Source organism: Arthrobacter sp. DNA4 (genome assembly GCF_024362385.1).
In the GTDB taxonomy this organism is placed as follows: domain Bacteria; phylum Actinomycetota; class Actinomycetes; order Actinomycetales; family Micrococcaceae; genus Arthrobacter.
On record NZ_CP101466.1, the window covers coordinates 3,196,544 to 3,220,103 of the forward strand.

Annotated in this window: 18 protein-coding genes; 6 read left to right on the forward strand and 12 right to left on the reverse strand. The window is 67.2% G+C overall.

Going from position 1 to position 23,560, the window contains the following annotated elements; all coding sequences use genetic code 11:
• Positions 1 to 39: 39 nt before the first annotated feature.
• Positions 40 to 1,488, reverse strand: coding sequence for a glycoside hydrolase family 3 N-terminal domain-containing protein (locus NMQ03_RS14675; RefSeq protein WP_255175625.1), 1,449 nt, complete (start codon positions 1,486 to 1,488; stop codon positions 40 to 42).
• Between the two features lie 374 nt (positions 1,489 to 1,862).
• Here NMQ03_RS14675 and NMQ03_RS14680 point away from each other — a divergent pair, with 374 nt between their 5' ends.
• Together NMQ03_RS14680 and NMQ03_RS14685 are read left to right on the forward strand one after the other, a co-directional pair.
• Positions 1,863 to 3,008 carry a glutamate--cysteine ligase gene (locus NMQ03_RS14680; protein WP_255172789.1) on the forward strand — a complete coding sequence of 382 codons (1,146 nt, stop codon included), beginning with the start codon at positions 1,863 to 1,865 and terminating at the stop codon, positions 3,006 to 3,008.
• Between the two features lie 171 nt (positions 3,009 to 3,179).
• Positions 3,180 to 3,857: a CPBP family intramembrane glutamic endopeptidase gene (locus tag NMQ03_RS14685; protein WP_255172790.1), complete on the forward strand. Its 678-nt coding sequence runs from the start codon at positions 3,180 to 3,182 to the stop codon at positions 3,855 to 3,857.
• 11 nt (positions 3,858 to 3,868) lie between these two features.
• Here the strand turns inward: NMQ03_RS14685 and tsaD are convergent, their stop codons facing one another.
• The 6 genes from tsaD to NMQ03_RS14715 are packed head-to-tail and all read right to left on the reverse strand — an operon-like array spanning position 3,869 to position 9,107.
• On the reverse strand, positions 3,869 to 4,960 hold the full coding sequence (gene tsaD / locus NMQ03_RS14690; RefSeq protein ID WP_255172791.1) for a tRNA (adenosine(37)-N6)-threonylcarbamoyltransferase complex transferase subunit TsaD: 1,092 nt from the start codon (positions 4,958 to 4,960) through the stop codon (positions 3,869 to 3,871).
• On the reverse strand, positions 4,957 to 5,427 hold the full coding sequence (rimI, locus tag NMQ03_RS14695; RefSeq protein WP_255175626.1) for a ribosomal protein S18-alanine N-acetyltransferase: 471 nt from the start codon (positions 5,425 to 5,427) through the stop codon (positions 4,957 to 4,959). Before rimI ends, tsaD begins: the two co-directional genes overlap by 4 nt.
• Positions 5,428 to 5,471: 44 nt before the next feature.
• Positions 5,472 to 6,143, reverse strand: coding sequence for a tRNA (adenosine(37)-N6)-threonylcarbamoyltransferase complex dimerization subunit type 1 TsaB (gene tsaB / locus NMQ03_RS14700; RefSeq protein ID WP_255172792.1), 672 nt, complete (start codon positions 6,141 to 6,143; stop codon positions 5,472 to 5,474).
• A complete protein-coding gene (gene tsaE, locus NMQ03_RS14705) occupies positions 6,137 to 6,724 on the reverse strand; it encodes a tRNA (adenosine(37)-N6)-threonylcarbamoyltransferase complex ATPase subunit type 1 TsaE (protein ID WP_255172793.1) in 588 nt (195 codons plus the stop codon). Before tsaE ends, tsaB begins: the two co-directional genes overlap by 7 nt.
• Positions 6,721 to 7,959 carry an alanine racemase gene (gene alr, locus NMQ03_RS14710; RefSeq protein ID WP_255172794.1) on the reverse strand — a complete coding sequence of 413 codons (1,239 nt, stop codon included), beginning with the start codon at positions 7,957 to 7,959 and terminating at the stop codon, positions 6,721 to 6,723. The genes tsaE and alr overlap by 4 nt, the downstream gene beginning before the upstream one ends.
• Positions 7,960 to 8,015: 56 nt before the next feature.
• Positions 8,016 to 9,107, reverse strand: coding sequence for a carbohydrate kinase family protein (locus NMQ03_RS14715; protein ID WP_255172795.1), 1,092 nt, complete (start codon positions 9,105 to 9,107; stop codon positions 8,016 to 8,018).
• Positions 9,108 to 9,198: 91 nt separating this feature from the next.
• Here NMQ03_RS14715 and NMQ03_RS14720 point away from each other — a divergent pair, with 91 nt between their 5' ends.
• From NMQ03_RS14720 to NMQ03_RS21235, 4 genes are all read left to right on the forward strand, one after another.
• A complete protein-coding gene (locus tag NMQ03_RS14720) occupies positions 9,199 to 10,611 on the forward strand; it encodes a 6-phospho-beta-glucosidase (RefSeq protein WP_255172796.1) in 1,413 nt (470 codons plus the stop codon).
• Between the two features lie 76 nt (positions 10,612 to 10,687).
• Positions 10,688 to 11,953 carry a D-inositol-3-phosphate glycosyltransferase gene (mshA, locus tag NMQ03_RS14725; RefSeq protein WP_255172797.1) on the forward strand — a complete coding sequence of 422 codons (1,266 nt, stop codon included), beginning with the start codon at positions 10,688 to 10,690 and terminating at the stop codon, positions 11,951 to 11,953.
• A gap of 117 nt (positions 11,954 to 12,070) precedes the next feature.
• Positions 12,071 to 13,747 carry a formate--tetrahydrofolate ligase gene (locus tag NMQ03_RS14730; RefSeq protein ID WP_255172798.1) on the forward strand — a complete coding sequence of 559 codons (1,677 nt, stop codon included), beginning with the start codon at positions 12,071 to 12,073 and terminating at the stop codon, positions 13,745 to 13,747.
• Between the two features lie 484 nt (positions 13,748 to 14,231).
• Positions 14,232 to 14,789, forward strand: coding sequence for an endonuclease domain-containing protein (locus NMQ03_RS21235; protein ID WP_369693186.1), 558 nt, complete (start codon positions 14,232 to 14,234; stop codon positions 14,787 to 14,789).
• An 82-nt stretch (positions 14,790 to 14,871) separates the two neighbouring features.
• Here the strand turns inward: NMQ03_RS21235 and NMQ03_RS14740 are convergent, their stop codons facing one another.
• The 5 genes from NMQ03_RS14740 to glgX all read right to left on the reverse strand — a co-directional run bounded on the left by NMQ03_RS14740 (position 14,872) and on the right by glgX (position 23,526).
• Positions 14,872 to 15,957, reverse strand: coding sequence for an inositol-3-phosphate synthase (locus NMQ03_RS14740; RefSeq protein WP_141159814.1), 1,086 nt, complete (start codon positions 15,955 to 15,957; stop codon positions 14,872 to 14,874).
• A 162-nt stretch (positions 15,958 to 16,119) separates the two neighbouring features.
• The gene (gene mgrA / locus NMQ03_RS14745; RefSeq protein ID WP_255172800.1) at positions 16,120 to 17,160 is read right to left on the reverse strand and encodes an L-glyceraldehyde 3-phosphate reductase; all 1,041 of its coding nucleotides are present in this window, start codon (positions 17,158 to 17,160) and stop codon (positions 16,120 to 16,122) included.
• Positions 17,157 to 18,947, reverse strand: a complete 1,791-nt coding sequence (gene treZ / locus NMQ03_RS14750) for a malto-oligosyltrehalose trehalohydrolase (RefSeq protein WP_255172801.1) — start codon at positions 18,945 to 18,947, stop codon at positions 17,157 to 17,159. The genes mgrA and treZ overlap by 4 nt, the downstream gene beginning before the upstream one ends.
• The gene (gene treY / locus NMQ03_RS14755) at positions 18,944 to 21,271 is read right to left on the reverse strand and encodes a malto-oligosyltrehalose synthase (RefSeq protein ID WP_255172802.1); all 2,328 of its coding nucleotides are present in this window, start codon (positions 21,269 to 21,271) and stop codon (positions 18,944 to 18,946) included. Before treY ends, treZ begins: the two co-directional genes overlap by 4 nt.
• Positions 21,268 to 23,526 carry a glycogen debranching protein GlgX gene (glgX, locus tag NMQ03_RS14760; RefSeq protein WP_255172803.1) on the reverse strand — a complete coding sequence of 753 codons (2,259 nt, stop codon included), beginning with the start codon at positions 23,524 to 23,526 and terminating at the stop codon, positions 21,268 to 21,270. The genes treY and glgX overlap by 4 nt, the downstream gene beginning before the upstream one ends.
• Positions 23,527 to 23,560 lie beyond the last annotated feature (34 nt).

Below are 23,560 nucleotides of genomic sequence, written 5' to 3' on the forward strand. Positions count from 1 at the left end.
CCATTAAACGCGTTCCCGCCGGCGTGGGCGTCCAGGGACTTAGGGGCAGCCGGTTCCCGCGGGGAAAGGCCCGACGGCGGCGGGCAGCTTTCCCGGGGCGGGCGCCTTCCCTACCAGCACCGCGGCCAGCGCGTCGAAGGCGGCGTCGGTCCGGCCATAGAGTGCCACCTTCACCGGCGCACTGGACCCTTGGAGCGGCCACGGAGCGTCGAGGGACACGGCGATGTCCCCACCGGCCGGTTTTCCACCAAAGCCGATGAGGTTGACCAGTGGCCCTGATCCTACGGTGAGCCCGGCGCGCGCTGCGGCGGCTTCGAAGCGCTCCCGGTCCCCCGGTCCCCCGCCGGCCACCCGCACGGAACCGGGCACCAGGGGTCCGCTGCAGGGACCGGATACAACGGTGACGGCCGACGCCGAGACCTGGGCGGACAGGGCTGCCCCGCTTCCGGCCGGTGCACCTGCGCCCGCTGTTCCGGCAGGCGGGGTGGTCCGGGCATGCCAGATCATCATGGTGGCCACGCGCTGCGCTGCCTCATCCAGGCGTGCGGCGGGAAGTGTGCCGGCCGCCAGGGCCTGGACGATGGCGGCGTGCGCCTGCTCCACGTCCGAAGGCATCAGCAGCAGGTCGGCACCGGCGGCCAGTGCCTTCACTGCAGCCGCGCCGGACGGGTACTGCTTGTCAACGGCACCCATGTTGAGGGCGTCGGTTACGGCCACGCCCTTGAAGCCCAGGCCCCTGAGCGCCGCGTAGCTCGGCGCCGAGAGCGACGCCGGCACGCCGGGTTCCAGCGCGGGTACGGCAATGTGCCCGGTCATGACAATAGGGAGGCCCGCGGCGACGGCAGCTTCGAAGGGTTTCCAGTCCCGGCCCCGGAGCACGTCGATGCCTGCCGGCTGGACGGGGAGGCTGAGGTGGGAATCCGCCGTCACCGAGCCGTGCCCGGGAAAGTGCTTGACGGTGGGGAGCACGCCGGCGTCCAGCATGCCTTGGGAGAAGGCGGTGCCCTGGGCCGCCGCCGCGGCAGGGTCGCCGGACATGGAACGCGCCCCGATGGTGGGGTCTGTAGGACCGACGGTCACATCCGTGTCCGGGGCGAAGTCGAGGTCGAAGCCCAGTGGCACCAGCTCACTTGCCAGGCCCTTGCTTACCGTGCGCGTCAGGTCCAGGTTGCCGGCGGCCCCGTAGCTCATGGGAGCGGGCCACTCGGTGAGGGGCGGCCCCAGGCGTGCCACCGAGCCGCCTTCCTGGTCCACGCTCATGATCCCCGGCCAGCGCCGTCCGTCGGCGGCAACCGCCTGCTGCAGCCGCTGGTTTACGGCGGCCATGGCGGCCACGTCCACTTTTCCCTGTGGGTCGCGCGGCACATTGTCGCCCATGATGATCGATCCGGCCAGGTGCAGGCGCTGGATAAGCGCCGCGTGGGCTTCCACCTGGTTGCCCTTGAAGAACGGGAGCAGGACCTGCCCGGCTTTCTGCTCAGGCGACATCGCCGCAACGGCCGCAACGGCGGCGTCCTGGTCCCGCTGCTCCGGGCCCCATCCCAAAGGCCGGGAACCCGGATCAGGCGACGGGGAAGCCGCAGGAGGTGCCGGCGTCGTACTTGCTGATGCGGTGGGGGACGCCCCGGCGGGCGGGGCGGAGGATGAGGGCGGTGCGGTGCTTGGGGCGGCTGAACAGGAGGCCAGCGCCATTACGGACAAGGCCAGGAGGAGAGGGAAGGATTTGGCAGGACTGTGACGCAGGGGGAACGGTGCCATCAGTACGATGCTACCCCTGCACTAGACTTGAACCACCCGTTCGCCTGCCGGCTGCAGCCTGTGAGCGGCATCAGCCAGCGGCAAACCGGACAGTAAGGAAACGTGTGAAGATCGACTTCGCGTCATCGAGGCAATCCACCCTCGGTGTTGAGTGGGAGCTTGCCCTGGTGGACGGGAAGACGGGCGAACTCGCTTCCGTGGCCAACCAAGTGCTCCGCGGGGTGGCGTCGCGCCACCCCGAACTCAACGAAGACGACGAACATCCGCACATCAAGCAGGAACTGCTGCTGAATACGGTGGAACTGGTCACGGGCATCTGCGAAACCGCAGCCGAGGCCAAGGAGGACCTCAGCCGGTCCGTCGCGGCCGTCCGTGAAATCACCGATCCCATGGGCGTGGAGCTGTTTTGCAGCCACCCGTTCAGCCCTCCGCAGCTGCAGCCGGTGACGGACAAGGCACGCTACGCCAAGCTCATTGACCGGACCCAGTGGTGGGGCCGGCAGATGGTCATCTACGGCGTCCATGTCCACGTGGGGCTGGACCGCCGGGACAAAGCGCTCCCCGTCCTGGACGGCCTGGTCAACTACTTCCCGCACTTCCAGGCGCTCTCCGCGTCCAGCCCGTTCTGGGGCGGTGAGGACACCGGGTATGCCTCGCAGCGGGCCTTGATGTTCCAGCAGCTTCCCACCGCGGGGCTGCCCTTCCAGTTCAAGTCCTGGGAGGAATACGAGTCCTACGTCCAGGACATGTTCACCACGGGCGTCATCGACACCATCTCGGAAATCCGGTGGGACATCCGGCCGGTGCCCGCCCTGGGCACCATCGAGATGCGGATCTGTGACGGCCTGGCCACCCTGGAGGAAGTCGGGGCCATCGCGGCGCTCACCCAGTGCCTGGTGGATGAGTTCTCCACCACCCTGGACAACGGCGGAACCATCCCCACCATGCCGCCGTGGCACGTCCAGGAGAACAAGTGGCGCGCTGCGCGGTACGGCCTGGACGCCATCATCATCCTCGACGCCGCGGGCAAGGAGCAGCTGGTCACCGACCACCTGCTGGAGACCCTGAACCGGCTTGAACCGGTTGCCGCCAAGCTGCGCTGCTCCGACGAGCTGGCCGACGTCGAGAAGATCATCCGCCGCGGCGCCGGATACCAGCGCCAGCGCCGGGTGGCTGCGGAGAACGGCGGAAACCTGCAGGCCGTGGTGCTGGACCTGGTCAAGCAGATGCGCAACGGCCCCACTGCCTGACCTTCCCCTTTACTTGCTCCATCAGATATGGCTCCTAAACCGGCGGTTTAGGAGCCATATCTGATGGAGCATCGCAGGGATTGACGGAGGACTTAGGACCCTGCCAAGACCTGCAGCGCGGGGTGATCCTTGTCCCGTAGTCGTGTGGGTTTCGGCGGGAAGGAAGGCCGGATGTCGACCGCTCCTGCCGAGGTTAAGCGTCCCCGCCAGGTCTTGCCACTTTTTGCCGTGCTCCTGGTCCTGTTCGCGGTGGCGGCACTCTGGCCCGTTGTGGGTCGTGTCACCGGCAACGCAGAACTGCCCGTACAAATCGCCGCGAATCTGGCGCCGTTCGCAGTCTTCTTTGGTGCCGTAGCCTTGGCGGCCCGGTTTGAGGGCATCTCCCTGGCCACCGCCGTCGGGTTCTCGACGCGGCATGCCGTGCGGCAGCTTCTCACCGCCCTGGCGCTCTTGGCCGCCACACTGGCCTTAACCGTTGCTGCGGCAGCCCTGGGCTTCCGTATGTTCGGCGAAGGGGAGGGCGGGCTGCTGTTCTTCCTGTACGCGGCCTTCCGCAGTTTCCTGCTGGTGGGCTTTGGGGAGGAGCTCATCTGGCGGGGCTACGTTCTGGGCGCAATGCGCCGAAACATGCACTCCGATGCGGCCGCTGTCCTGCTGTCTTCGGTGCTCTTCGGGGTGTGGCACTACCCTGGCGGACAGGACGTGCTCCAGGTGCTGATGACCATGCTCTTCGGCGTGCTGTGGGGCATGGCCCGCCTAAGGATCCGGCATTGCTCAACGTTCTCCACCGGAACCGCCCACGGGCTGCATGACCTGGCGTTGCTCGTCATCGCCACTCTCACCGCCTGAGTTGCCCGAGGTCAGGCCGGAAGCGACACCGAGGTGACGGGCATCGAGGAGTCCGGGGCGAATTCGATGCCGCTGGGTTCGGCACCGGCCATCACCAGCTGGGCGCCAAGCGCGGCCACCATGGCGCCGTTGTCCGTGCACAAGTCCAGCGGGGGAACGTGCAGCCGGATGCCGGCGGAGGCGCAGCGTTGCCCGGTCAGTTCACGCAGCCGGGAGTTTGCCGCCACGCCGCCGCCCAGCAGGACGTCCTTGACGCCGTGCTCGCGGCAGGCCAGGACCGCCTTGGAGGAGATCACATCCACCACAGCCTCCTGGAACGCTGCGGCAATGTCGGCCACCGGAATCTCTTCGCCACGGGCCTCGAACTGCTCCACGCACCGGGCCACGGCAGTCTTCAGGCCGCTGAAGGACCAGTCGTACCGGTGGGGGCCCGGTTCACCGGCCGTGCCCATGTACTTGGGCTGGGTCAGGCCTCGGGGGAAGCGGATTGCCTTGGGGTTGCCGGTACGGGCCATCTTGTCGATGGCCGGTCCGCCGGGGTAGCCAAGTCCCAGGATGCGGGCCACTTTGTCGTAGGCCTCGCCCGCGGCGTCGTCAATGGTGGAGCCCAGGAGCTCCACATCGCTGGTGATGCTGTTGATGCGCAGGATTTCGGTGTGGCCGCCCGAGACCAGCAGGGCGCCCAGGTTCTCCGGCAGCTCCTGCCTGCGGCCCGTGGCGCGGTCGTCCAGGAGCCCCACGCCCACATGCGCCACCAGGTGGTTGATGGCGTACAGCGGCTTTCCGGTGGCCACGGCAAGCGCCTTGGCAGCACACACACCCACCATCAGCGCGCCGGCAAGCCCGGGCCCGGAGGTGACGGCGATTGCGTCCACCTGTTCCAGGGTGACGCCGGCGTCCGCGAGGGCCTGTTCCAGGGTGGGAACAAAGGCGTCGAGGTGGGCGCGGGAAGCGATCTCGGGGATGACTCCACCGAAGCGGACGTGCTCGTCCATGGAGGAAGAGACCGTGTTGGTCAGGAGGGTGGTGCCGCGGACGAGGCCGACGCCGGTTTCGTCGCAGGATGATTCGATGCCCAGTACCAGGGGCTGCGTACGGTTCATGCCTGGCCTGCCTCCGTTGCTTCGTGTCCTTCAGGGTGTGCCGCGGGCAGCTGGAGCCGCATGATGAGGGCATCCACGCCGTCCCGGTAGTAGCGCGGGCGGACGTGGATCTGTTCGAAGCCGAACCGCAGATAGAGCTGTTGTGCCCGGGGGTTGTCGGCGCGGACCTCGAGCAGGACGTCGGCGGCGCCGCGGTGCCGGGCCTCGTCAATCAGCTGCGTGAGCAGCGTGCTGCCGATGCCGCGGCCTTCGTAGTCGGGGACGACGGCGATGGTCTGGACGTCCGCGATGGGTTCGATGCACATCAGGCCGGCGTAGCCCACGATGCCGCCGCTGGTCTCCGCCACCAGGTAGCGGCGGGTCTCCGGCTGGGAGAGCTCATCCAGGAACATCTGCACGGGCCACGCATCAATGGGAAAGAGCCTGTGTTCCAGTGCACCGACGGCAGGCACATCGTCCAGCGTCATGTCCCGGACGGTGACGTCCGCCGCGCGTGGGTCCGGGGTGCTGCTCACAATGCCCGCTTCCGTGGTCCGGGGACCTGCGCGTCGGATTCCCGCAGGTACAGGGGGGTGGAGTCCAGCAGGGTGTGTCCTGCCGCCAGCCGTGCCAGGGCGAACTGGCCAAGGTACAGGGCGTCCGGCTGCTCCGCGGCGAAATCCGGGTGGGCCTGGAGCACGCTGGCGTAGAGTCCCGCGCCGGCGCCGAACGCAGGCAGGGCAGGGAGGTCAGATGCGAACCCGACGTGGGGGCCATCCTCCAGCACGGGCAGCTGGCCGTCATCCAGGCTGTACCGGGCCCAGTAGACCTCTTTGCGGCGGGCGTCCGTCACCACCAGGAACTCGGATACGGCGGCGGTGGACTCCGCAACTTCCAGGGCCATCGCGTCCAGGCTCACCAGGCCATGCAGCGGCTTGCCCCACACGAAGGCCAGGGTGCGGGCGGTGGCAATGCCGGAGCGCAGCCCGGTGAAGGGGCCCGGACCAACGCCCACCACCAGGGCGTCCACGTCCTGCCCGGTCACGCCCGCTGATGCCAGCATGGCGTGGATTCCGGGGGCAAGCACCTCAGCGTGGCTGCGGGTGTCCTCCGTGGCGAAGCTGGCCAGCACGCTTTCCGGGGCATCATCGGTGACCAGCGCAGCGCTGGCCACCGCCGACGTGTCAATAGCGAGGATCAGCATGCCGCTCCCCCGGCGGGTCCGGCCAGTTCGGGAACGGCGGCCCACCGCGGCCCGTACCCGCGCATCACGATGGTGCGGGGCTCATCCGTGTCTTCGGCGTCGAAGTCCAGGCTTGCGGAGGTGCCCGCTGCGGCGCTGCCCAGGCCGATCGCACGGTGCAGGTCGATCTCCAGCCGGCTGTCGCTCAGGTGCTCCACGCGCTCATGTCCCCACTCCACCACCGTCACCGAGGAATCCATGGTGTTTTCGAGGTCGATGTCATCAATCTCCGCCGCCGAGCCCAGCCGGTAGGCGTCCACGTGCACCAGGTCCGGACCGCCCGGACGCGGGCCGTCCGGCAGGTTGGGATGGATCCGGACCAGGACGAACGTCGGAGAGATGATGCCCGGGCGGACACCCAGGCCTTCGCCCAGGCCCTGGGTGAAGGTGGTTTTCCCGGCACCCAGCTCGCCGGACAGCACCAGCAGGTCCCCGGCCTGCAGTACCTCCGCCAGGCGTGCGCCGAAAGCATGCGTCTGTTCCGCCGTCGTCGCCGTGAAGGTCTTTTCCCAGTTGGCGGGCAGTTCTTCGGGCGTGCTCATGCCGCTCCCGCCTTGCCGGGGACGCCCGCCAGGGTGTGGCCGGCTTCCGCGCGCTCGTCTTCGTTGATGAAGCGGCGGGGAACACGGGGACTGATCCTGGTCACCACCTCGTAGTTGATGGTCCCGGCGGCGCGTGCCCACTCGTCAACCGTGGGTCCGCCGTCGGCCCCGTTACCGAACAGCTCCGCCTCCGCGCCCTGCAACGTGGCACCCGATGCCTCCGGACCCAGGTCGATGACCATCTGGTCCATGGCGATCCGCCCTACTACGGGGTAGGTTTTCCCGGCCACGCGGACGGGGCCGCCGGTGGCAACGCGCGGGACGCCGTCGGCATAGCCCAGCGGAATCAGCGCCAGGGTGCTCGCCGTCCTGGTGCGGTAATGCAGCCCGTAGGAGACGCCCTGCCCCTCGGGCACCTCTTTGCACTGCGACACCAGGGTGCGCAGCGTCATGGCGGGGCGGAGGCCCAACTCCGCGGACGTCTGCCCGTCGAATGGCGAAAGCCCGTAGATGCCCAGGCCCACACGGACCATGTCGAAGTGGGTATCGGGCCGGGAAAGGGTGGCGGGGGTGTTGGCAAGGTGCCGGACCTCAGGATCCACGCCCGCGTCCTCGGCAATGGCCAGGGCCTCCCGGAATGCGGCCACCTGCTGGTCCGTCTCGGGCCGCTCCGGCTCATCAGCCACGGCCAGGTGCGAGAAGATGCCCACCACGCGCAGCAGCCCCTGGTCCTGGTACTCCACGGCCTCCCCCACCAGGCGGTCCCATGCCTCGGGCGTTGCGCCGTTGCGGCCCAGCCCGGTGTCCACTTTGAGGTGCACCCGTGCGGGACGTTCCTGTTCGCGGGCGGCGGCCACGATGCGTTCCAGCTCCCAGCCCGAGCAGCCGATGTCGACGCCGGCAGCCACGGCGGCGCCGAAGTTGCTGTCGGTGGTGTGCAGCCAGGCGAGGAGGGGCGCGTCGATGCCGGCGGCGCGGAGCGCGAGGGCCTCGGAAATGTGCGCCACGCCCAGCCAGGACGCGCCGGCCTGCAGGGCTGCACGGGCCACGGGGACCGCGCCGTGCCCGTACGCATCGGCCTTGACCACGGCCATGACTTTCGCGGGGGAAGCAGCGGCGGCAAGCCGGCGGACGTTGTGCCGGATGGCCTCCAGGTCGATCACTGCGGACCGCTCATGGCGGGGGTCCGGCCCGGAGGCAGCGCTGAATTCACCGGTTGTTGCGGGGTAGGTCACCTAACTGATTCTAGTGCGGGCACTTCGCGCCGAATAATCGGGGCGTCCGGCGCTCCTCAGGCGTCCGACAGGTGCGCGATGGTGGCCGCCGCCCGGCGCTGGGCCGCCAGCGGCACGTCCTCGATGATGTCCGCGAGGAATCCGAAGCGCCGCAGCCATTGGCTCATCTGCCGTTCGGGGCGGGCGTTGGCGCGCTTCCACCAGTCAGCGATGTCCCCCCAGCCAGGGGCGGCCAGGGATCCGCCAACCTCCTGCACGGCCAGGGAGGCGCACAGGTTGGCAAACCGCAGCCTGTCCCCGAGCGGCCAACCGGCCAGGGTGCCCACGATGAACGCTGCGTCGAAGCAGTCACCGGCTCCCGTGGGGTCGTGCGCCTTGACCGGAAGCGACGGGACCCACTCCTCCTCCCCGGTTTCCGAGTCAACGGCCATGGCCCCCTGCGCTCCCAGGGTCACCACGGCCACCGGTACCCGGTCCGCGAGAGCGTAGAGCGCACTCCACGGATTGTCCTTGCCGGTGAACGCCATGGCCTCGCGCTGGTTGGGCAGGAAGGCGTAAAAGTACTGCAGGTTGTCGAGCCGCACGGGCGCCCACTCGCCGCTTGGATCCCACCCCACGTCCCCGAACAAACGCACCCCGGCGGCATGGGCTGCCCGGGCCCACGGCTCAACCTCAAGGCCCACCTCGGCGATGCCGGCGCGCGCCTGGGGCGGGTCTCCAATCAGCTCGGAGTTTGTCACCGGCGCCGAGTGTCCGTGGGTTACCAGGGAACGGTCGCCGTCCACGCAGAGGGACACCGTCACCGGCGAGTGCCAGCCCGGGACGCGGCGGGAGAGGCTGAGGTCAACGTGCTCCTGGCCGGAGAGGATCTTCCAGTTGAAGTCGCCGTATCCGTCGTCCCCGAAAGCCGCTGCCAGGCCGGTGCGCAGGCCCAGCCGCGCGGCGGCGATGGCCTGGTTGGCCACCCCTCCGGGACAGCTGCCCATGCCGTCACTCCAGATTTCCGTACCTGGTTCGGGCCCGTGCGGGAGGCCGGTAAAGATGATGTCCTGGAAAACGGTCCCGGCCAGCAGGAGATCGAATCCGGGTTCCCCCGGCGGGCGGACGGCAGCCAGAGGATCGAAGGGGCGGGCTGGCATCGCGTCCATAGTGCGCAGGATACGCCGCGCGGCAGTGCTCCGGTAGGGGCCTTGGACACGGTATGGACACGGTGTCGGAGGTTGGTCCTAGACTGCATCCATGCGGCTTCTGATTGCCGGCGGCGGGGGTTTCAGGGTGCCGCTCATCTACCGGGCGTTGGTGTCCGGGCCCTTTTCCGGCCTGGTCACGGAGCTGGTGCTGTACGACGTCGATCCCGCCCGCCTGGATGCCGTCACCGCCGTGCTGCGCAGCATGCCGGCAGGCCAGGGTGCACACCTTCCGGTGCATGCCACCACAGATCTTTCCACTGCCCTCTCCGGCACCTCCATGGTCTTCGCCGCGATCCGGCCCGGCGGCACCGCGGGTCGTGTGGCCGATGAGAAGGTGGCACAGGACCTCGGGCTGCTGGGCCAGGAAACCACCGGGGCCGGCGGGATTTCCTACGCTTTGCGGACCATCCCGCACATGGTGGGCCTTGCCCTGCTGATGCGCGAGCACTGCCCGGACGCATGGCTGGTCAACTTCACCAATCCGGCCGGAATAGTCACCGAGGCCTTGCGCCCTGTCCTGGGGAACCGGGTCATCGGGATCTGCGACTCCGCGGGAGGGCTGGTGCACCGGGCGGCACGGGCTGCGGGTGTCCCGTTGCCGGAGGGACGGCTCGACGGCGTGGGCTACTACGGGTTGAACCACCTGGGCTGGCTGTACCGGCTGGAGTCCGGCGGACGGGACGTACTGCCCGGCCTGCTTGCTGACGCCGGGGCGCTCCAGTCGTTCGAGGAAGGCCGGCTCTTCCCGCAACCGTTCCTTGCCGGACTCAGCATGCTGCCCAACGAATACCTGTATTACTACTACCAGCGCGATTCGGCCCGGCAGGCAATGCAGGCCATGGCACGCACCCGCGGGCAGACCATCCACAACCAGCAGCAGGAGCTGTATCCGCGGCTGGCCGCCGCGGGCCCGGACGCATACCGGCTGTGGGAGGCGGCGCGGCGCTCCCGCGAAGAGGGGTACCTGGCCGAGGCCCGGCACGACGGCGAGCGCCGGAACGAGGAGGACCTGGCCGGCGGTGGCTACGAACGGGTGGCGCTGGCGGCGATGCAAGCACTGGCTGGCGGGGGCGATACCCAACTGATCCTCAACACTGTCAACGCTCTGCAGGCCCCGTCGGCACCCCCGCCACGCCCCGGCAACCGTGACCTGCTCCAACCCGCCATTCCCGGCCTGCCGTCGGACGCCGTCGTCGAAGTCCCCTGCACCGTCACCCCGGCCGGAGCCGTGCCGTTGCCCCAGCAGGAACCGCCGGAACCACACCTGGGCCTGCTCCGGCAGGTCAAGGAGGTGGAACGGCTCGTTGTCCTGGCCGCGGGCACCGGCAACCGGGATGCCGCCGTCGAGGCCTTCGCCCGGCACCCGCTCGTGGATTCGGCGGACCTGGCCGCGAAGCTGATGGCCGGTTATGAGCGGGCGTTTCCGGCCTTGGGGAAGATGTGGGAGGGCGGTGGGCGTTAGGGGAAGGAGTAATGTTTTATCGGATGCGCACTGAGCCGGCTCCCCTGACACGCGCCGGCGGCCGGAAGGAGGTCCCGTGGCACTGATCCGCAGGGTCGCTTTGCTTTCCCTCCACACCTCCCCCATGGAACAGCCCGGCTCCGGTGATGCCGGCGGAATGAACGTCTACATCCGCGAGCTGGCCTCGGCACTGGCCGAGGCAGGCGTGGAAGTGGAGATCTTCACGCGGGCCACCTCAGCCGACCAGACCGCCGTCGAGCATCCCGACCCCGGCGTGTGCGTGCACAACGTCCTGGCCGGGCCGCCCAGGAAGATCCCCAAGGAGGAACTTCCCGGGCTGCTGCACGCCATGGTTGCGGAAATCGAGCAGATCCGCCGCCGCCAGCCGCACGGCCGGTACGACGTCATCCATTCCCACTACTGGGTGTCCGGGATAGCGGGGCTGGAACTGTCCGAGCTGTGGGGCGTTCCGTTGGTCCACACCATGCACACCATGGCCAAGGTCAAGAACCTGTTGCTGGAGTCCGGTGAGCAGCCGGAGCCCTGGCGCCGCGAACTGGGCGAGCACCGCATCGTCGACGGCGCGGCCAGGCTTATTGCCAACACCAGCTCCGAGGCCGCCGAACTCGTGTCCCACTACGGCGCCACCTACGACCGCATCGACATCGCGCCACCCGGTGTGGACCTGGCCACGTTCACCCCCGCGTTCCGGGCACGGTCCAGGGCGGAGCACGGCGTCAGCCCCGACACGTTCCACCTGGTGTTCGCCGGTCGCATCCAGCGCCTAAAGGGCCCCCAGGTCCTGGTCAAAGCCGCGGCGCTGCTGCGGAAGCGTCGCCCGGACATTGACCTGCGCGTCACCATCCTCGGTGCGTTGAGCGGCAACAAGGAATTCAACCTCCGCTGCCTGGTGGCGGAAGCAGGAATGGACGACGTCGTCACGCAGCTTCCGCCGGTGAAGGCACCTGAGCTGGCGTCCTGGTTCCGTGCGGCCGACGTTGTGGTGATGCCTTCCTTCAGTGAATCCTTCGGGCTCGTGGCACTCGAGGCCCAGGCCTGCGGGACGCCCGTGGTGGCCACCCGGGTTGGCGGGCTCTCCCGCGCCATCTTCCACGGCCGGACCGGGCTCCTGGTGGACGGCCACCATGCTGCGGACTGGGCCGATGCCCTGGAATCCCTGTACGACGACCCCGCCACCCGCGAGGACCTGGGCCGCGCTGCCGCCATCCGTGCCCAGAACTCCGGCTGGCAGCGTACTGCCGCCATAACGCTGGAAAGCTACCATGCCGCCGTCGACAACTTTGTGGGCCGCCGACTGGCCCCGGTGGTTCCGGCTTCCTGACGGTTCTTCGCAGGCCGCTGCTGGTATCGGGTGCCGTTGGAGCCGGGTGCTGTTAGCTTAGGGGCAGGTCTCCGGCGCCGGTCGGTGCAGGAAAAGACTGCGCAGGAAAGGACAAGGATGTCTGCTCTCCCCTCTGATCTGGAAATAGCCCGCGCCGCCCGCATCCGCCCCATCGGGGACATCGCGGCTGCGGCCGGGGTCAATGCCGATGCTCTGGAACAGTACGGGCGGTACAAGGCGAAAATCGATCCCGCCCGGCTTGCGGCCCCTGCTCCGCACGGCAGGGTGGTGCTGGTCTCGGCCATGTCGCCCACGCCGGCCGGCGAGGGCAAATCCACCACCACTGTGGGGCTGGCGGATTCGCTGGCCCGCGCCGGTCACAAGGTGATGATCGCGCTGCGGGAACCGTCCCTGGGGCCGGTGTTGGGCATGAAGGGGGGCGCCACCGGCGGCGGCTACTCGCAGGTACTGCCCATGGACGAGATCAACCTGCACTTCACCGGCGATTTCCATGCGATCACTTCGGCCAACAACGCCCTGATGGCACTGGTGGACAACCATATCTACCAAGGCAACGCACTGAACATCGATCCACGCAGGATGACGTTCAAACGCGTCCTGGACATGAACGACCGCTCCCTGCGGGAAGTGGTCATCGGACTGGGCGGACCGACGCAGGGCGTGCCGCGGCAGGACGGGTTCGACATCACCGTGGCTTCCGAAATCATGGCTGTCTTCTGCCTCGCCACGGACCTGGCGGACCTCCGCTCACGGCTGGGCCGGATCACGTTCGGCTACACCTACGACCGGGCCCTTGTGACCGTGGCAGACCTCGGCGTGGAGGGGGCGTTGACGCTGCTCCTGAAGGAGGCGGTCAAGCCCAACCTGGTGCAGACCATCGCCGGCACCCCCGCCCTGGTCCACGGCGGCCCCTTCGCCAACATCGCCCACGGCTGCAATTCGCTCATTGCCACGCAGACCGCCCGGCGGCTGGCGGACATCGTGGTCACCGAAGCCGGCTTCGGGGCTGACCTGGGCGCCGAAAAGTTCATGGACATCAAGGCGCGGTACGGCGGCCTGGCCCCGTCCGCGGTCGTGGTGGTGGCAACAGTCCGCGCCCTGAAGATGCAGGGCGGGGTGGCCAAGGACCAGTTGGCGCGCCCGGATGTCGCTGCCCTGGAGGCCGGGGTGGTTAACCTCCGCCGGCACGTGCACAACGTGGAGAAGTTCGGCGTCACCCCCGTGGTGGCCATCAACAAGTTCTCCTCCGATGCGCCGGAGGAACTCGACTGGCTGCTGAAGTGGTGCGCAGCCGAAGGCGTGCGCGCCGCCGTCGCCGACGTGTGGGGCCGGGGCGGCGGGGGCGACGGCGGCGACGAACTCGCGGCCCTCGTTGCGCAGGCGGTGGAGGCGCCCAGCAGTTTCCGCCACCTTTATCCCCTGGAGCTGTCCGTGGAGGACAAGATCCGCACCATCGCCCAGGAGATCTACGGAGCCGACGGCGTGGACTTCTCCGTGCCGGCGCTGAAGCGGCTTGCCGACATTGAGCGGAACGGCTGGGGTTCGATGCCCGTGTGCATGGCCAAGACCCAGTACTCGTTCACGGACGATGCCTCACGGCTGGGCGCCCCCAAAGGGTTCACCATCCACGTCCGCGACCTGCTGCCCAAGACCGGTGCGGGCTTCATCGTTGCCCTTACCGGGGCTGTCATGACGATGCCTGGCCTCCCGGCCGTCCCGGCTGCGCTGCGCATGGACGTGGACGCGGACGGCAACCCGGTCGGCCTCACCTAGCCCCACTCGTTGCTCTATCAGATCTGGTCCCTAAAGCCCGGGTTTGGGAACCATATCTGATAGAGCAACGAGAGGTGTGGATAAGTTCTGCGAGATGACCGGCTTCCGGTAAACAATGATCCCCATGCGTCCTGTTTCGCCCCTGCCGGCCCACCTCGAAGCCATCCCCTTCACAGTCGCTGAGGCGCGGGCAGCCAGCCTCACCCGGGGTCGATTACGTTCTTCCGACCTGGCTTCGGCCGGACGCCTCCTGTATCTGCCGGCAGGCTGGGAGTTCGAACTTCCAGCAATGGCACGGGCCCTCTCCGCGGCGACTCCCGGAGCGTGGATATCCCACGTAACGGCCGCAAAACTGTTGGGGCTCTGGCTCCCGCCGTGGCTCCAGGACTGCCGGGACCTCCATCTCAGCAAACCCCGGGCACTGCCGCAGGTCCGGCGGGTCGGCGTCGTAGGGCACACCGTGCTGGTCCATCAGGATGAGACCATGGACTGGCAGGGCATCCGTATCTCGACACCCGCACGGACATGGCTGGACCTTTGCCGCCTGCTTCCCATGGAACATGCGGTGGCAATCGGCGACCAATTGGTCCGGCAGCCGCACGACGGACTCGAGCTTCGCACCAAGCCTTGGGCAACGATTCAAGACCTGCGGGAGATGCTGAAGCGGCACCCGAAGATGCAGGGCATTGTGAAGGCCCGCGCCGCCGTCGAACTGATCCGCGCAGGTGCGGATTCCGCACCCGAAACCTTTCTACGTCTTGCTCTCGTTGACGCCGGATTGCCGGAGCCTGAGCTTCAGGTTCGGATATTTGCCGATAATGCACACTCGCCGGCCGCGGACCTCGGCTACCGACGGCAAAGGATCGGCATCCAGTACGACGGCGGCCATCACCTCACCCGGGAGCAGCAGTCACGCGACAATCGGCGGGATGCGGTCTTTCACTCTGCAGGCTGGCGGTACTTCAAATTCAATGCCGACGATCTTGCCAGGAATTTCCGCTGGGCGGTGATTCAGATCCGCGCAGCACTGCGGGAGCCTTAAACACCAGTTGCTCTATCAGTTTTGGTCCCTAACCAAAAGGTTTAGGGACCAAAACTGATAGAGCAACCAGGGCTTTAAGCGGTTAGCGTTCCAGGTCGCCGCGGATGAAGGCTTCGACCTTCTCGCGGGCGAGGTCGTCGTTGAACTGCTCCGGCGGGGACTTCATGAAGTAGCTGGAAGCCGAGAGCAGCGGGCCGCCGATGCCGCGGTCCAAGCCGATCTTGGCGGCACGGATCGCATCGATGATCACCCCTGCGGAGTTCGGCGAATCCCAGACCTCCAGCTTGTACTCCAGGGACACCGGGGCGTCGCCGAAGTTCCGGCCTTCCAGGCGGACGAAGGCCCACTTGCGGTCATCAAGCCACTGGACGTAATCGGACGGGCCGATGTGTACGTCCTTGGCGGCCAGCTCGGCCTCCACATTGGAGGTCACGGCCTGGGTCTTGGAAATCTTTTTGGACTCCAGCCGGTCACGCTCCAGCATGTTCTTGAAGTCCATGTTGCCGCCGACGTTCAGCTGGTACGTGCGGTCCAGGGTCACGCCGCGGTCTTCGAACAGCTTGGCCATGACGCGGTGCGTGATGGTTGCACCGATCTGGCTCTTGATGTCGTCGCCCACGATCGGAACACCGGCGGCGGTGAACTTGTCAGCCCACTCCTTGGTGCCGGCGATGAATACGGGCAGGGCGTTGACGAACGCTACGCCGGCGTCGATCGCAGCCTGGGCGTAGAACTCGGCAGCCTGCTGGGAACCCACGGGCAGGTAGCAGACCAGGACGTCAGCTTTGGCGTCCTTCAGCGCCTGGACCACGTCCACGGGCTCTTCGGTGGACTGCTCGATGGTCTCGAGGTAGTACTTACCCAGGCCGTCCAGGGTGTGGCCGCGCTGGACCGTGACACCCGTCGGCGGAACATCGGCGATCTTGATGGTGTTGTTTTCGCTGGCCAGGATGGCATCGGACAGGTCCACGCCGACCTTCTTGCCGTCTACATCGAACGCGGCGACGAACTCGACGTCACCCACGTGGTACTGGCCAAACTCAACGTGCATCAGGCCCGGGATGGTTTCTGCCGGGTCGGCATCCTTGTAGTAGTGGACGCCCTGCACCAGCGAGGCGGCGCAGTTGCCCACGCCAACGATTGCAACACGAATGGGATGTGAAGACACAGAACTCCTTTGGGGACAAACGTCAGCCGGCCTGGTTGGCCTCCGAGGAATGGACGACGGCGGTAAGCTGGCTTGGCGCCGCGCGGCGCCTTTTCATACTACCCAACACAGCGGGACCGGCAGTTGTTCCGCCGGTCCCGCTGTGTAATGGAAACAAGCGCCTCAGGCGTTCTGCTTCCAGAGGTTGATATCGGATTCCACGGCGAATTCATCGATCGCCGTGAGCTCCCCATCAGTGAAGTTGAGGTTATTGATGGCGGACAGCGTGTCCTCCAGCTGCCGGACGCTTGAGGCTCCCACCAGGGCCGATGTGACGGGTGAACCCTTCGGCTGGTCGCGCAGGATCCAGGCAATGGCCATCTGGGCCAGGGACTGCCCGCGGCCCTCGGCGATCTCCCGCAGTCCGCGGACCCGGTCCAGCTTCTCCTCCGTAATGGAGTCCTCGGAGAGAAAACGTGCCTTGGCTGCCCGGGAGTCTTCCGGGATGCCGTGAAGGTAGCGGTCCGTGAGCATCCCCTGTGCCAGGGGCGAGAAGGCGATCGACCCGGCGCCCACCTGGTCCAGCACCTCGTACAGGTTCGGCGAGCCGTCCTCGGTCCAGCGGTTGAGCATGGAGTAGCTGGGCTGGTGGATCAGCAGCGGCGTACCGAGTTCCTTGAGAATCCGGGCAGCCTCAAGGGTCTGTTCCGGCGTGTAGGAGGAGATTCCCGCGTACAGTGCCTTGCCGGACCGTACAGCGTAGTCCAGGGCGCCCATGGTTTCTTCCATGGGCGTTTCGGGGTCCGGGCGGTGGCTGTAGAAGATGTCCACGTAGTCCAGGCCCATCCGTTGCAGCGACTGGTCCAGGCTGGAGATCAGGTACTTGCGGGAACCCCATTCTCCGTAGGGGCCGGGCCACATGTAATAGCCGGCCTTGGTGGAGATGACCAGTTCGTCGCGGTAGGGCTTGAAGTCGTCCCGCAGGTGCCGGTCGAAGTTCGTTTCCGCGGATCCGTCCGGAGGGCCGTAGTTGTTGGCGAGATCGAAGTGGTTGACGCCCAGGTCGAAGGCGCGGCGGAGGATGTCCCGCTGTTCCTCGAAGCGCTTGTCATCGCCGAAGTTGTGCCACAGTCCCAGGGAGATGGCCGGGAGCTTGAGGCCGCTGCGGCCCACCCGGCGGTAGGGCATGGTTTCATAGCGGTTGTCCGCTGCTGAATAAGTCATGCGTTCTGTCCTTCCTGTTGGGTTGCGATGATCGCTGCACTCCAGGGCGCCATGGCCAGGGCGTCACCGTCCAGCCCGGTTCCGTCGTCCGTGGCCAGCAGGACGCTGCCGGAAGCGCCGTCGAGCCGTACCTTCGAGTCGGAGAAGTTCACCAGCACCTCGACGGAACCGCGCCGGAAGCGCAGCCAGCCTGCGTCGTCGTCGAACGAAACGTCTGTCCCGTCAAAGCCAGGCCCGGCCAGGTCCGGATGGGAGCGGCGGAGCGCCGTCAAGGACCGGTACAGGTCCAGGAGCCGCGCATGGTCGCCCGCAGAGGCCTCGGCCCAGTCCAGCTTGGACCGGCGGAAGGTTTCCGGATCCTGGGGATCGGGCACGACGGCGGGATCCCACCCCATGCGCTCGAATTCCTTGATGCGCCCTTCCGCGGTGGCCTTTCCGAGCTCCGGTTCGGGGTGCGAGGTGAAGAACTGCCACGGTGTGGAGGCCCCGTATTCCTCGCCCATGAACAGCATGGGCGTGAACGGCGAGGTCAGCGTGAGCACCGCGGCGACGGCCAGCTGCCCGTAGGACAGCGACTGGGAGAGCCTGTCCCCCGTGGCGCGGTTGCCGATCTGGTCGTGGTTCTGGTTGCAGACCACCAGCGCCGCCGGGTGCACCAGCGAGGCGTTGATGGGGCGTCCGTGGTGCTTACCGCGGAAGCTGGAATAGCTGCCGTCGTGGAGGAACCCGTCCTTGAGGACCTTGGCCAGCACGGCCAGGGATTCGAAGTCCGAGTAGTAGCCGGTGGTTTCGCCGCTGACGCTGACGTGGACGGCGTGGTGGAAGTCGTCGCTCCATTGCCCGGCCAGGCCGTACCCGTTCACGTCCCGGGGGTAGATCAGGCGTGGGTTGTTGAGGTCCGATTCCGCAATAAGGGTTTTGGGCAGCCCGGTTTCGGCCGAAATGGCGTCGCCCAGGGCCCCCAGGTCCTCCAGGATGTGGATGGCCCGCTCGTCCCGCAGCGCGTGCACCGCATCGAGGCGGAGCCCGTCCACGTGGTAGTCACGCAGCCACAGGGCGGCGTTGTCCAGGATGTATTCACGCACTACGTCCGAGCCGGGACCGTCCAGGTTTACCGAATCGCCCCACGTATTGGCGTCGCCCTGTTTCAGGTACGGGCCGAACTTGGGGAGGTAGTTGCCGCTGGGTCCCAGGTGGTTGTACACCACGTCCTGGATGACGCCCAGTCCTGCAGCGTGCGCGGCGTCAACGAACCGCTGGTAGCCAGCGGGCCCGCCGTAGCCTTCGTGCACGGCGTACCACTGGACGCCGTCGTAGCCCCAGTTGTGGGTGCCGTTGAAGCCGTTGACCGGCAACAGCTCCACGAAGTCGATGCCCAGGTCTGCCAGGTAGCCCAGCTTCTCCACGGCTGCGTCAAGGGTTCCTTCAGGGGTGAAGGTGCCCACGTGCAGTTCGTAAATGACAGCGCCCTGCAGGTCCTTGCCGCGCCAGCCGGAATCCCGCCACGCGTAGGCGGCGGGATCGTAGGTCCGGGACTGTTCGTGCACACCTGAGGGGAGCCGGCGGGACCGGGGGTCCGGAACAGGGGTGGTGTCCCCGTCCAGCAGGTAGCCGTAGTCCACATCCCCGTCGGCCGGGGCGTCAGGTGCAGTCCACCACCCTTCGGAACCGGGCGCCGTGTCCTTCTTCCGCATGGGGTATTGCTTACCATCGGCCAGCAAAACCACCGATGAAACGTCCGGCGCCCACACATCGAAACGCTCGGGTCCTACGTTGACCAGGGTCATGCCTTTTCTCCATCCACAGGTGCCAGCAGGGCCACGGGGTAGGTACCCAGGACCTCTGCCACCGAAACCTGGCCGGGGCCAAAGCTGGCTCCAGTGAGTTCGTCACGCATGGCAGTGGAAAGGTCGACGGCGGTGTCCCGCCACCCGCCGGCAGCTTCCAGCCCGGCGGGAAGCCGGGTGGCAAGCGTCAGGGCACCGGAGGTTGCATCGGTTCCGCGGGTGAACGCGAGCAGGTGCCCGGCTGCGGCACCGGTGGCCGCCACCGGCGTGTAGCCCTGGAACAGCTCCGGACGGTCACGGCGCAGGCGCAGCGCCCGCGACGTGACCAGCAGCTTGCTGGCCTCTGTGCCCGCGTCCGGCAACGCGCCGGCGTCGAGCTTTGCCAGCTCTGCCTGCCGTGCGGCGAAGTCCACGGGCCGGCGGTTGTCCGGGTCCGTGAGTGACCGTTCCCAGAACTCGCTGCCCTGATAGACATCCGGGACGCCCGGCATGGTCAGCTGGACCATCTTGGCGGACACCGAGTTGGCGGCCGAGTAGGCGTCGATGCGGGCCACGAAGTCCGCAACCACCTTGGCCACCTTGACGTCGTCGAAGGCCGCATCCACGGCAGCCTCGACCGTGGCCTCGAAGTCCTCGTTGGGGTCGGTCCACTTGGTGGAGTTGCCGGCCTCCCTGGCCGCCTTTTCCGCATAGCCCTGCAGCCGTTCCCGGCTTGCCGGCCAGGCCCCGACGATTGCCTGCCACAGCAGGTTCTCGTAGGGACCGTCCGGAATCGGCGCCAGTCCACGCAGCGTCTCCAGCGTTTCCGCCCACTCCTGCGGCAGCTCGGCGATGACCGAGATCCGCGCCCGGGCATCCTCGCTGCGCTTAGTGTCGTGGGTTGACAGGGTGGTCATGGACAGCGGCATCTCCTGCTGGCGCCGCTGCATCCTCTGGTGGAATTCCTCCGGCGCCACCGCGAACTCAGTGGGCTCGGCACCCACCTCGGTCAGGGTTCCCAAGCGGGTGTAGCGGTAGAACGCGGTGTCCTCCACGCCCTTGGCCATCACCATGCCGGAGGTCTGCTGGAACCGGACGGCGATGGGATTGGCAGGGTCCAGCAGCAGCGGCAGGAGGGTCCCCACCGCTACGTCCAGATCCGGCCGGTGCGCCGCGGCGGACTCGCAGGCTTCCTTGAGGACATCGGCGCCCACAGGCAGGTAGGACCGGTAGACCGGGAAGGACGCGATGATCTCCGCGATGGCATCGGCCGCCTGATCCATAGTGATCCCGTAGGACTCGGGAACCAGCCGCGCCAGGCGCAGCACCTCGGAGCGCAGGATGCCGTCGGCGATCATGCGCTTGGTGCCACGGATCATCTCTGCGTAATCGGCGGGCCCGGACGCTCCCCGCAAGGACGCGTCCAATGCATCCAGGGTTTGCTGCCCGGCAGGGTCAACAAACACCCGGTCCACGTCAGCCAGTGCGTCGTAGCCGGTGGTCCCCTCGCAGGCAAAGTCCTGCGGAAGCACTTCGCCCGGTTCGAGGATTTTCTCCACGAGAACGTACGCGCCACCGCTGAGGTCCTTGAGCCAGCGAAGGTAGCCGTCGGGGTCAGCAAGACCGTCCGGGTGGTCCACGCGGAGCCCGTCCACCAGGCCTTCGGTGAACCAGCGGCCCACCTCGGCATGGGCCTTCTCGAAGACGGACGGATCTTCCACCCGGATGCCGGCGAGGGTGGTGACCGCAAAGAAGCGCCGGTAGTTCAGCTCGGCGTCGGCACGGCGCCAGTCCATGAGCTGGTAGTGCTGGCGGCTGTGGACGTCCTGCGGGGAGTCACCCTCGCTGTACGTTCCCTCGGCCAGCGGGAACCGGTGGTCGTAGTAGTGCAGCTCGCCATCCTTGACCTCGAGCTTGTCCAGGTCGGCGTCCGAGCCGAGCATCGGCAGCCGTACCTTTCCGCCGCCCAGGTCCCAGTCGACGTCGAACGCTTCGGCGTACGGTGAACCGCGGCCTTCCTTGAGCAGCGACCACCACCACGGGTTCTGCACCGGAGTGGCCACGCCCACGTGGTTGGGAACGATGTCCACCAGGACGCCCATGCCGTGCTCGCGGGCTGCCTTGGAGAGCGCCAGCAGGCCTTCCGGGCCGCCGCGGTCCGGGTCCACCGCGGAAGGGTCGGTCACGTCGTATCCGTGGTCCGAGCCCTTCTCCGCCGTGAGGATGGGAGACAGGTACACCCAGTCCACGCCGAGGTCCTTCAGGTACGGAACCTTGTCGGCGGCGTCAAACAGGGTGAAGCTGCTGCGGATCTGCAAACGGTATGTGGAGACCGGAGTCCTCATGCTTTAGCTTTCTTGTCTGCGCCCGTTGCCCTCGCCTCGCTCGCTTCCGCGGCCTTGGTCTGGGCCTCCGCCATCTCCTCCTGGGCCTCCTCGTGCTCGGCCATGGAGGCCAGTGACGCAGCCGCGGACGTGTCCACTTCGGCTTCGGGGCCGGAGTAGGCGCGCAGTACCACCATGGACTTCGCGTCCAGCGTCAAAGTGGCGCCGGTCTTGAGCGGTTCGTAGGCGTCGGCCTGGGCGGCAGTGTCAATCAGGACTTCCCAGTACTGCGAGTACTCGTCGGACGGAACGCAGAAGTCCACCTCATCATCGTGGGCGTTGAAGGCCATGAGGAAGCTGTCGTCGGTGATCCGGCGGCCGCGGGAGTCCTGTTCCTGAATGCCGTCGCCGTTGTAGAACACGCCGATGGTCCGGCCGAAGCCGCTCCCCCAGTCTTCGGGCAGCATTTCGGTGCCGTCGGTCTTGAGCCAGACGATGTCCGGCAGCTTCTCGCCTTCGCCGCGGCGCACGGGGCGTCCGTCGAAGAAGCGGCTGCGGCGGAAGGTGGGGTGGTCGTGCCGGAGCTTGTTGACGAAGGCCGTGAACTCCACCAGCGGCTGGTCCATGGCTTCCCAGTGCACCCAGCTGAGCTCGGAGTCCTGGCAGTAGGTGTTGTTGTTGCCCTGCTGCGTCCGGCCGAGCTCGTCACCGTGGAGCAGCATGGGCACGCCCTGGGAGAGCAGGAGCGTGGCGATGAAGTTCCGCTGCTGCCGGGCACGGAGGGTCAGCACCTTCTCGTCGTCGGTGTCTCCCTCCACGCCGCAGTTCCAGGACCGGTTGTGGGATTCGCCGTCGTTGTTGCCTTCGCCGTTGGCGTCGTTGTGCTTCTCGTTGTAGGAGACCAGGTCCCGCATAGTGAAGCCGTCGTGGGCGGTGACGAAGTTGATGGAGGCCACCGGCCGCCGGGCGGAGCTCTCGTACAGGTCCGCGGAGCCGGTGAGGCGGGAAGCGAACTCGCCCAGGGTGGAGGGTTCGCCGCGCCAGAAGTCACGGACAGTGTCGCGGTACTTGCCGTTCCATTCCGTCCACTGCGGCGGGAAGTTGCCCACCTGGTAGCCGCCGGGGCCAACGTCCCACGGCTCAGCGATCAGTTTGACCTGGGAGACTACCGGGTCCTGCTGGATGAGTTCGAAGAAGGTGGAGAGCTTGTCCACGTCGTAGAACTCGCGGGCCAAGGTGGAGGCGAGGTCGAAGCGGAAGCCGTCCACGTGCATCTCGGTGACCCAGTAGCGCAGGGAATCCATGAGCAGCTGCAGGGAGTGCGGGTGGCGCACGTTCAGCGAGTTGCCGGTGCCGGTGTAGTCCATGTAGTGCTTGAGGTCGTTGTCCACCAGGCGGTAGTAGGCCTGGTTGTCGATGCCCTTGAAGGACAGCGTGGGGCCCAGGTGGTTGCCTTCGGCCGTGTGGTTGTAGACGACGTCGAGGATCACTTCGATGCCGGCGCGGTGCAGGTCGCGGACCATGGCCTTGAATTCCTGGACCTGGTGCCCCACATCGCCCGTGGAGCTGTAGGTGTTCTGCGGCGCGAAGAAGCCGATGGTGTTGTAGCCCCAGTAGTTGTTGAGGCCCTTCTCTTCCAGGGTGCCGTCGTTGACGAACTGGTGCACGGGCATGAGCTCAATGGCGGTGACGCCGAGCTTCTTCATGTGGTCGATGACCGCGGGGTGTGAAACGCCGGCGTAAGTGCCGCGCTGCTCTTCGGGGATCTCCGGGTGGAGCTCGGTGAGGCCCTTGACGTGGGCTTCGTAGATCACCGATTCGTGGTACGGGATCTTCAGCTGGCGGTCGCCGTCCCATTCGAAGAACGGGTTGATGACCACGCCGTGCATGGTGTGCGGTGCCGAGTCGGCGTCATTTTGCGAATCGGGGTCGCCGAATTCGTAGGAGAACAGCGCGGGGTCCCAGTCGATCTGGCCCTGGATGGCCTTGGCGTACGGGTCCATCAGCAGCTTGTTCGGGTTGAAGCGGTTGCCGCCGGCGGGGTCGTACGGCCCGTGCACCCGGTAGCCGTACTTCTGGCCGGGCTGGATGTGGGGCAGGTAGCAGTGCCACACGTAGCCGTCCACCTCGGTCAGCTCGATCCGGGTCTCGGTCAAGTCATCGGCCAGGAGGCAGAGTTCGACCCGCTCCGCCCGTTCGCTGAACAGGGCGAAATTGGTGCCGGTGCCGTCAAAGGTAGCTCCCAGCGGGTAGGCAGTTCCAGGCCAGACTTCCATCGTGCTCCTCATTTATTGGTCAGCAGCAGACGGC